We start from the raw sequence: 7,611 nt of genomic DNA on the forward strand, positions 1-7,611 counted from the left end.
ACAAAAGAAGCTTTAAGTATATAGGAGTAAATATTTTCCTCTCAGCTTTCACGTCGATTAAATGGTTTACATCCAGACCTATTTCAACAGCTTTTCCTTGATTTAGTCGGACAAATTCACGCTAAAACGCATTATACAACACTCATTATGCCATTAAAAATCATGGATTCAAGCAACATGCCGCTCAATCTAACCAACAATAAATGGGCTAAATTTCGCCACACTAAAGCGGCTGTAAGATTACATTTACCGCTTGTTATTATGGAAAAAGGAACGTCATATCCTGAAAAAGCCTTGGTTACAACAGCAAAGGAACATGATCGTAATCAGCTTGAAGTCATGGTTGATGACAAAGAATGCATGTATGTGTTTGACCGCGGTTATCTCGACTATGAACGCTTTGACCGAATGACGGACGATGGTTACTTTTTTCTATATAGACTAAGGAAAAACGCTGTAATACGGGTAGTTGACGAGTGTAAACTACCTAATGACTCATCTGTTTTAACCGATCAAATGGTGTTGTTTGGAACGACTCAAAACCGTGCTGAAAACTACTTTCGATACTTTTAAAATTGATGGATTCCAAAGGGAATGAGCTTCAATTAATCACCAACCGATTGATTTGAGTGCAGAAGAAATTTCAGAGATGTACAAATCACGCTGGGCGATCGAATTGTTTTTCAAATGGGTCAAACAACATCTCAGCATCAAAAAGTTCTAGGGTCAAAGTGAATGGGTATCCAAAACCAACTATTTATCGCACTGATTGTCTTTTGCCTACACGTTCTCGTTCAAATAGAAACGGCGAGTAAGCGAAAAATCTTGCAAATCAGCCGTTATTTAAAGGCTTCATTATGGAAACCAGCGCATATATGGAGTAGGAAGATTGAAGGGAAAACCATCCCTTAAAAGGATTTTGTCGTCGTCGCACTAGTCAATTGTAAAGTAATTACGAAATGGAGGGGCCACATTTAATTGAGTATTTACTTTTTTGGCTCTAAACACCAAAAGTAGTTAACCAGAATATTCTAACACTATTTATGCAACGCTAGTGTGAGATTCTATACTATTATAAAAGGAATAGAGGGGTGTTTTATGTATTTTTTCTATAAAAAACGACAACGAAGTATTTCTGTAAACTTAATTTTTATTTTAATATTCAGTAATTTCTTAATGTTCGGGTCTTTAGTTCATCAAGTTCAAGCCGCTACTATTGATTTGGATAGTGCTAAGAAATTTTCTGTTGCAGATTCTAATAATAACGAGTGGGTATTTGGGACTGTTGGATTAGAGGGTGATAAAACAGGGGTCTTAAAAGTAAAGTTAGATAGCAATTGGGAAATTTTAGATGAAATAACTTATAAAGTATATCGAACTGACGGAAGTGAAGTTTTTACAACAGATGTAAAAGCTCTTATGGGAGCAAGAGCATCGAATGTCTCTGATTTTAGTGTGTATCCGCTTTCAGGTGGTAGATCTATAATAACTTGGGAAGGGACAAATAATGGCTGTAGTGGTTCATTTCAGTTTATTATGTTAGACCTCAGGGGGAACGTCATTAAGGAAGCCACTAATATTAGTACACAAGCATCAACTTATAATTGTTACACTGGGGCAACTGAACTAACTAATGGCAATATCGCTTTCTTTTGGCAGCATGCAGGAAATGAGTATTATTTACGAATATTTGATTCAAACGGAAACCCAGTAACGGAACCTACTTCGATTACAAATACGGGGACGAGAGAACTCCCTGCTGGCTCTACATATGAACATTCAATAGCAGCAAGTAGCGATGGGACTTTTATGATAACCTACCATAGTTACGATTCTGGTTACTATCAAGGTGTCATTTATAACAATAATGGCACACAAAGGACAGTAAATGGCTTTAATCACTTTAAACTTTCAGATTTGCCTAAACCTAGTGGGGGTGCTTATTCAAAAGTTGTTGGACTAACGAATGGAAAGTATGCGGTATACTATCGTACTCATGCAGAAGGGAAGGTTAAATTTTTCAATACTAGTGGTGAGGCTATTGGAAATGAGATAGACACTGATTTAGTTTGGAATTTTATAAGTTTGGCCACTGGTGGTTTCTTAGTTGCTGAAACTCCAGAAATTCGTGCGAAACATTATGATAATGATGGAACACTTCTTGAAAATTGGAAATCTATAGATAATGATCAAGGTGACGGTTGGTCCGAATTATTTTTTGCTGGCTATGATCAAGGGTTCGGTGTATATAATTCTATGACTGGAAATATAATTTTGCATGGTATGGGTGAGGTTACTGTTCCACCGATCGAAAACAGCATGATCAGTCCAACTAGTGTAACATTCGATCAAAATGAAGCAAATCAGTTGGATGTCGAAGTGACGATGACACTAAACGGAAATACGTTGTCAAGTATATTAAATGGAACCACGTTACTGCAGGCCGGAACAGATTATGAGGTATCAGGCAATACAGTAACCATTAAGAAAGAGTATCTGGCCAAACAGGTTGTAGGAACAACAACGTTAACATTTACGTTTAGTTCCGGCGATCCACAGAATTTGGAAATAGAGATAAGTGATACGACTCCATCTTCTGGTGGTTGCGCAGATTCTATTCCGCCAGATTATAGATGTGAGGATTTTGAAAGTGTAGATCCAACTGGGAGTGATTATAGCCCGAGAACTATAGGAGATTGGACAGTAGCGATACTTCAGGAAAATGGCGCGCATGATCCAAATGCAGTAATTGGTATCTTTAATGAAAATGATAATCAAATGTTGGATTTAATGAATGAGCATGATGTAGGAGAGTACGCACTATTTAAATTGACTTCTGGAGATAGCTTTAAGCTTGTTTCATTTAAAGCAAAAGAGATGGGTCAAGCTTTATATACAGTATTAGGTTATAAGAGTGGTGTGCCAGTACCTAGAGCGGAATATGATTTTAATGCTTCTACTTTAACAACTGTAGAACTGACCAACCCTGCTTGGGGGAATATTACAGAGTTTCGTATCGTGCAACAAAAAAGAGAGAAAGATATTAGTTTATTGATTGATGATCTTGTGGTTACTGATGCAGACGCAGGTGGCGAGCCTGTACTGCCAGAGTTGGAGGGCACGGTAAGTATCACTGGAGAAGCCAAGTTTGGCAGTACCTTTATGGCGGATATTAGTAGAATTACGTATAGACCGAATGCGACGACTGATAATCCAACATATCAATGGTATCGAGGAGCCACGTCAATCTCAGAAGCGACCTCGCCAACGTATACGCTGGTAGAAGCAGATATCGGAGAGACGATCAAAGTCACGGTTACAGCCGATGGAACAAATGCGGTAGGAAGTGTGACGAGTGCGGAAACAGCTGTGGTGGAAAAGGCGGATGGTCCAAGTGCTCCTTCTGCACCAACCGAAGTGAGTAAAACGACAACCACCATTATGTTACAAGAGGAAGCAGGCCAAGAATACAGTGGAGATAACGGGACAACATGGCAGGACAGCCCGATCTTTAGTGGGTTAACGTCAGATACGGAGTATACGTTTATTACGAGAGTAAAAGAAACAGCGACCCATAAAGCCTCGCCAGACAGTGAAGGTACAACGATTCGAACCGAAGCGATTCCAGTAATAGGAGGCACGGTAAGTATTATAGGAGATACAAAGTATGGCAGTGAGCTAACCACAGATCTAAGTGACATCACGTATACTCCAACTACGACGGAAGATGTGCCGACATATCAATGGTATCGAGGAGCCACGTCAATCTCAGAAGCGACCTCGCCAACGTATACGCTGGTAGAAGCAGATATCGGAGAGACGATCAAAGTCACGGTTACAGCCGATGGAACAAATGCGGTAGGAAGTGTGACGAGTGTGGAAACAGCTGTGGCGGAAAAGGCGGATGGTCCAAGTGCTCCTTCTGCACCAACCGAAGTGAGTAAAACGACAACCACCATTATGTTACAAGAGGAAGCAGGCCAAGAATACAGTGGAGATAACGGGACAACATGGCAGGACAGCCCAATCTTTAGTGGGTTAATGTCAGATACGGAGTATACGTTTATTACGAGAGTAAAAGAAACGGCGACCCATAAAGCCTCGCCAGACAGTGAAGGTACAACGATTAAGACTTCTAAAGTTGCCACATATACTATAACCTACAACGGAAATAACAATACGGGAGGCACAGTTCCAACCGATGGCGGAACGTATGAAGAAGGAGACGACGTAACGGTACTTGGCAATACTGGTAATCTAGTAAGAGCTGGTTACACGTTTGCAGGCTGGAACACCCAAGCGGATGGAAACGGAACGAATTATGAGGCAGGAGCGGCATTTTCAATAGGAATTAAGAACGTAACGCTCTATGCAAAATGGATAGCTATTCCACCTTCTGGAGGAGGGGGAGGCGGAGGTTCAACTCCACCGCGTACTCCAACACCTAATCAACCAGGAACAGAAATCATCACCGTTCCTGTAGAGACAGGGAATGTCGGATCTGGTTCCACTGTAACACAAACGCAAATTACCCGTACGACGGATCCAAATGGTAGGGTTAATGATGAGGTTGTATTAACACCTGAGCGGGCAAAAGAAACGGTTCAAAGCGTTACAGAAGCAGGCCAAACGCTAGCTCGTATCGTGATTCCCGATGAAAAGGATGCTGTGTCACAAGTGAATGTAACGATTCTACAGGAAGCAGCAAAAGAGTTGGGAGATTCTCGGATTGACCTGGAGATCTATACAGAAAATGTGCGGATTATTGTTCCGCAACAATCGTTAGACGGTTTCGAGAATGACTTATTCTTTCATGTTGTTCCGCTCAAGGATGAAGCAGAGAGAAGAGAAGTGGAAAACCGTGCAAGGGTAGAACAAATTGTGAGAGAAATGGGTAAAGATCAAACTGTAAATGTGATTGCTCGTCCAATGACGATTGAAACAAATATGCAAAGCAGTCCCGTGACATTGGTTCTTCCATTACGAGACGTGGAGCTTCCGACGAATCAACAAGAGCGTGAGGCATTTCTTGCCGACTTAGTCGTATTTATTGAGCATAGTGATGGAGAGAGGGAATTAGTTAAAGCTAATCTAGTAGAATACAAGGGAAATCAAATAGGTTTAGAATTTAATGTGCATAAGTTTAGTACGTTTACGATTCTTCATATAGAAGGTTGGGATGATGATTATCTTTTCCATCAAGCCTATATTAAAGGATTTACGGATGGAACCTTTAAGCCTCAGAATATGGTAACACGAGCAGAGGTTGCTGCAATGCTTGCCCGAAATCTAGAATATGATCATGCTCGACCGGTGAATCATGCCCCATTCCCGGATGTTCAAAGTACACATTGGGCATCAGGAGCAATTGAGTTTGTGAAACAAGAAGGCTTGATGAGAGGAGATAAAACGGGAACATTTCACCCGAACGCATCGATGACGCGTGCTGAGATGGCAGTGATTGCTGGTCGATATATGGAGTTAGGTGAAGGTGATTTGACAAATCCTCACTTTTTAGATGTATCATCTCATTGGGCAGCAGATTCAATTGAAGCAGCGAGCTTAGCAGGAATCGTAAATGGATATACAGACGGTACGTATAAACCAAATGGTCATGTAACACGCGCTGAGGCGGTGACAATGATCAATCGGCTATTCAACCGTGGTCCATTATATGGTATTACGATACAGAGCTATCCAGATGTCCCAGCGACACATTGGGCTTTCTATGATATCGAAGAAGCTGCACAGGATCACGTTTATACGATTCATCCAGAAGCAGGCGAAAATATAGTGAACTAAAAGAAGAGAATGGTTGAAGGTTGGACTTTCGACCATTCTCATTTATTGCACTTATGAAATAGCCGATTTAGAGAGTTTGTTTGTATTCTCACTTAATATATCAAACTGATGTAAACGTAGCCATTTAATATGAAAAACATTTAGATGAGAATATTATTTCTTTGTACTATTTCAATTATGTCAAAATGAAACAACTAGGACGAGTCTGAAAACAAAAGAATCATGTGGTATGATATGAGAAAAACGAATGGAGCAACGAGCAAGACTCAAAGACGGTACGAAATAAACATTGAACAGTGGGAACAAATAAAGCACATGTTCCCTCCTTATCAAACAGGACGTCCGACAAAACTAAGTAATCGCACGATGTTTAATGCTTTTCTTTTGGATCGCTCGAAGAGGTGCGGCATGGCGAGATTTGCCGGAAGAACGTTATCGCTCATGGAAAACGCCTACAGTCGCTTCTGCAAATGGAGAGATTCGGGACTACTTATCGCCATCTTCCAAGCCCTTCACATTGAACCGGATTTTGAAAACCTCAGCATTGATTCTACATCGATCAAAGCCCACCAAGACAGTGCGGGTGCAAAAAAAACGCAGATGGACATGAAGTAAATCAGCACATCGGCGTCAGTCGTTGGAAAGACAACCAAAAGTCATACCGTCGTCGTTCGTTCCAGTCAATGTCATTTGGATTAGTAGACTAATGGAATAGATTAAGAGATAAAAGGATAAAGTCGTTGCTCGTAACGTCCCTTATTTAGCATCTGTTTCTGTAAAGTAAAGCAATAACGGTGGTCCAGTCATACCGATACTTGTAGTTGATATCCCACCAACTATGAAATCCCTAAAGGGTGTTGCTTTAACTTTGAAGTTAAAAGTCAGTAACAATGTTAATAATAAGAGGAGGATGCTAACTCCTAATTTAAAAGTATCTATGCTAATTGAAATGAAAATTAAAATACCAATAGGTACAACAGCTATGCTTCCCAATATAAATTTTTTCAGCAGGATAAAATCAATGTCCTGTTTAATCTTCAAAATTAGTGAGATTGAGATTATTAAAGATAAAATAATGTTTATTTGTATGGCCTCTTGTGGTAAGAATAGCATTAATAAAAAAGGTGTTGCCATGATAGAAAAACCAAAACCTGTACTTGTTTGCAAGACAGACGCTACTAATATAATACATGAAAATGAATACAGTTGCCCAAATAGACCTCCTACACTGTGGTTTTCGACTGGGACAGGATGAACACGGTATAGCCGGCCCTCGAAAGCTCTTTTAAAATAAAGGAATCTGTCAATAATAACAGCGCAGCAACAATCAGTAAATAAACAATCATTCGGCTATAGCTAATTGTTTTGTTGCCCCTTTTTTATAACATACACTAAGATTAGTATAAAAAAGAGAAGAGCAAAAGAATAGTGCTCTTCTCCATGTAATACCAATCCTCAATCCTTTTCCACCTCGACCATAATCACTTCCTGGCCTTTTACATCAACAATGTCATCCTCAAAAATACTGACACTTTCAGCAGGAGGATCTTCTTTTATTTCAGCCCACATTTCAGAGTCGGGATCTATATCCTCATACGTTGCCTTGTCCTTGCGGATCTGCTCTTCCGTTGCTTCTTCAATTGGGATCATGATTACTTCCGTTCCTTCTACTTCCTCTTTAATTTCGAAGGAGCCTTCACCAGGGAGACCTTCCTGTTTATGGCACACTAGAAATGTAGGAAACGGCAGCTAATTTATGTACATAAAAAAGGCCACTTGCCAACATCCTGAAAAATACATACACTCCTG

Annotated in this window: 3 protein-coding genes and 2 pseudogenes; 3 read left to right on the forward strand and 2 right to left on the reverse strand. The window is 40.2% G+C overall.

Going from position 1 to position 7,611, the window contains the following annotated elements; genetic code table 11:
* Positions 1 to 39: 39 nt before the first annotated feature.
* The 3 genes and pseudogenes from ABMB67_RS19150 to ABMB67_RS19160 all read left to right on the forward strand — a co-directional run.
* Positions 40 to 912, forward strand: a pseudogene (locus ABMB67_RS19150) (IS4 family transposase); the annotation flags it as partial.
* A gap of 186 nt (positions 913 to 1,098) precedes the next feature.
* Positions 1,099 to 5,802: an S-layer homology domain-containing protein gene (locus tag ABMB67_RS19155; protein ID WP_354573043.1), complete on the forward strand. Its 4,704-nt coding sequence runs from the start codon at positions 1,099 to 1,101 to the stop codon at positions 5,800 to 5,802.
* A 234-nt stretch (positions 5,803 to 6,036) separates the two neighbouring features.
* Positions 6,037 to 6,417: a hypothetical protein gene (locus ABMB67_RS19160; RefSeq protein WP_251225310.1), complete on the forward strand. Its 381-nt coding sequence runs from the start codon at positions 6,037 to 6,039 to the stop codon at positions 6,415 to 6,417.
* Positions 6,418 to 6,471: 54 nt separating this feature from the next.
* Here the strand turns inward: ABMB67_RS19160 and ABMB67_RS19165 are convergent.
* Positions 6,472 to 7,008 (reverse strand): annotated as a pseudogene (locus tag ABMB67_RS19165) (sulfite exporter TauE/SafE family protein); the annotation flags it as partial.
* Positions 7,009 to 7,257: 249 nt separating this feature from the next.
* The gene (locus ABMB67_RS19170) at positions 7,258 to 7,452 is read right to left on the reverse strand and encodes a hypothetical protein (protein ID WP_354573044.1); all 195 of its coding nucleotides are present in this window, start codon (positions 7,450 to 7,452) and stop codon (positions 7,258 to 7,260) included.
* Between the last annotated feature and the right edge of the window lie 159 nt (positions 7,453 to 7,611).

Origin of the sequence: Halalkalibacter oceani (assembly GCF_040544555.1) — a bacterium.
In the GTDB taxonomy this organism is placed as follows: Bacteria; Bacillota; Bacilli; order Bacillales; family Bacillaceae_D; genus Halalkalibacter; species Halalkalibacter oceani.